This is a genomic window from Campylobacter concisus (assembly GCF_002913865.1).
GTDB classification, from domain to species: Bacteria; Campylobacterota; Campylobacteria; order Campylobacterales; family Campylobacteraceae; genus Campylobacter_A; species Campylobacter_A concisus_AM.
This window is the reverse complement of the sequence record NZ_POYX01000040.1, coordinates 1-2763: the sequence shown is the minus strand read 5'-3', so window position 1 is coordinate 2763 and position 2763 is coordinate 1. Positions and strand designations below refer to the sequence as shown.

The following is a 2763-nucleotide window of genomic DNA, read 5'->3' as shown; positions in this document are numbered from 1 at the left end:
ATTTGGCTCATTTTGATAGTAAAAAATATTGAAATTCTTTATCAATATTTGGCAGATACGCCATTTGCGAAATTTCGCCTAAAAGAGCCTATTTTACTCTTAATATTAATTCTTTTTCTTAAGGATTAAAAATTTAAAAGCGAGGTAATTAATCGTAACGTAAATATAGCGACAATAAAATAAGCAAAATAAATCTTCTAAAAGGATATAGGATGAAATTTATAGGCATTATACTTCTACTACTAACAAGCATATTTTTAATAGCTTGCTCTGCAAATCAAGCAAGCAACAACGCGAGTAACTCTGAAATAAAAGAGCTTGGCAAGAAATATGGTGGGGTTTATATATTTAATAAGAAATTCTATGATGAGATAGAAAAACAAGAGCAAATAAGAGACAACAAGAGAAAAGAAATTTTAGAAAGAATAAAGACGATACCTAATAAAAATGAGAGAAATAAAAAAATGAGAGAAATTTTAAAGCTAGAATTTTATGACAATCCTAAAATGCAACAAACACTCTCAAATGGCAAGCCATACTATACTGACAAAGGCGACTATGCTAGGAAATTTAAAAAACAGCCTAAGATAGCTCAAGGATATAGCAGTAAAGTAAAAGAATTTATAGGAGAAGAAAATTTTAATAAGTATCCACCTAGCATAAATACTGAATACTTTTATATAAATGACAATGATGAAGCCATACCTATAACTATGGGAGTTTCTTATAGTTTTAAAGTAACTAACTATGGTCTATATGGCGATGAAGGTAGGGGATTTAGACTAAAAGATACTGAAACTAGATATATCATCAATGACAATAAATTTTATTTAGAGAAATAACAATGAGCCAAATTTCAACCAAAGAACAAATACTTAAATTTAAAGACTATGCAGATATAGCAGATGCAAGTTATGCAATGCTTCACTGGGTAAGTGAGAATGAGAAAAATGGGTTAGATGATCTATACGCCAAATCTGGCAAAGAAAACGTCCCTGAAAACATTGTAAATTCATACAAAGAACAAGAGATAAAAAAGCCCGTTTGGAGATATAAAGACAATATCAGAAAGGGTGATATTTTAAACGATAGCATTCAGGATAAAGATGGAAATATTGTAAGAAAAGCAGGTGACCCAACCGCCTATGCCCTAACCATTGAAGCACGCTTTAATCAAGATATGGTAATAGAAAAACCTATATCTAGCGAAGGTGAAAAGCCTGAAGTAAAACCTATAAATAATGAAATTCAAAGTTTTGTCTATACTGATAAGATAACCAAAGAGTCTTACGTTTTTGTCAACAAGCCAAACTTCCACCAAATTTCCCTTCGCACAAAAGCCTTTGTCAATCGCTATGAGCTAGTCCATCACATCAAAAATACATCTATCACTGGCTTTAGCTCGACACTCTTTTATGATAGTAAATTTAAAAACTACATCATAGGCTTTAGGGGAACTGAAACTGAGCTTAATGACTTAGTTTTGGCTGATGGCATGATAACCTTTTTAGGTGCAGGACTAAGCCAAATAGCCTCTATGGCTATGCTAAAAGGTGATATGTATGATGCTATAAGAGAGCATAAGCTAAATTTAAATCCAAACGATAAAAGCGAAGTCTCTAATCTTGTCTTATCAGGCCACAGCTTAGGTGGCCATCTAGCGCAGTCCTTTGCCTTTTTATACACTAAAGATGTAAAAGAGCTATATACTTTTAACGCTCCTGGCTTTGGTGGTATATATGCTAGTTTGCTCACTATATCTTTAAGATTTGTTAGCTTTATAGCTAAGGCAATACTAAAAGGTGTAAGGTGGATAGCAAGAGTGCTTGATCCAAATGGCTTTGTAGGAAAGATAGCTAGCTCTATCTTTAAAAAGATAAAGGGTATGTTTGGCTTTAAAGATGACAATAGCACACTAAAAGAGTGTGTAGATACTATCAAAGATAATGAGAAAGCTTGCAAGGAAGTAGGAGATAAAGAGGTAAGCTCTAATATCAATAAATCTAGCAAAGGAAGCCATGAAGTAGAGATACACCACTGCGATAGTGTCAGACATAAAATTTATGATAAAAATGACGAGGGACTATTTGACGCTAGTGATGATAGTGGTGAGGATAGCTTTAAAAGAGAGTGGAACCAACTCTATGAGCCAAGCACTTCGGTGATATCTGACCTTGGATTTAGATATGGACTAGAACCACTTACTAGAGTAGGTGATGGGGCAGAATTTGACTATAAAAATACAGACAAGCTACATCTTATAAATATATTAGTTGCCTAATAAAAAATTTAACAATCTACAAATAAAGCATAATAAATTAATAATATTATAAATATAATGACAATAAAATAAGCAAAATAAATTTTCTAAAAGGATATAGGATGAAATTTATAGGCATTATACTTCTACTGCTAACAAGCATATTTTTAATAGCCTGCTCTGCAAACCAAGCAAGCAATAAGATAAGCAACTCAGAACTAGAAAATTTAGCTAGTAAATATGGTGGGGTTTATATATTTAATCAAAAATTTGTTGAAGAGATAGAGAAAAGGGAAAGAGAAATAAAACTATCAGAAACAAATATGAAAGCAAATAAAGACAACTATAGAAATGAGCTTAATAAGGAATTTAAAAATACAAATTCTTTGTTATATAAACAATGGCAGCTTAAAAAAGATGAATATGCAAAAATGGTCTATAAAAAATATGGTATGAAAGATGATTATTTGACAGCCAAAGGAATTTTTATAGAAGATATGGTT

General features: G+C 31.6%; 2 protein-coding genes and 1 pseudogene. All 3 read left to right on the top strand.

The genetic code is table 11. From position 1 onward, the window contains the following. The first annotated feature begins 212 nt into the window (after nucleotides 1–212). Nucleotides 213–842 (top strand): tRNA 2-selenouridine synthase, encoded by a 630-nt coding sequence (locus CYP77_RS02480; RefSeq protein ID WP_103599676.1) that lies wholly within the window; start codon nucleotides 213–215, stop codon nucleotides 840–842. Nucleotides 843–844: 2 nt separating this feature from the next. Beyond that, complete coding sequence (locus tag CYP77_RS09930) at nucleotides 845–2281, top strand: hypothetical protein (RefSeq protein ID WP_181001472.1); 1437 nt, start codon at nucleotides 845–847, stop codon at nucleotides 2279–2281. Nucleotides 2282–2382: 101 nt separating this feature from the next. Beyond that, nucleotides 2383–2763 (top strand): annotated as a pseudogene (locus CYP77_RS10125) (hypothetical protein); the annotation flags it as partial.

Excerpts from the sequence above, each read along its gene's own strand:
- CYP77_RS02480 (WP_103599676.1), top strand. The coding sequence starts at position 213 with ATGAAATTTATAGGCATTATACTTCTACTACTAACAAGCATATTTTTA.
- CYP77_RS09930 (WP_181001472.1), top strand. The coding sequence starts at position 845 with ATGAGCCAAATTTCAACCAAAGAACAAATACTTAAATTTAAAGACTAT.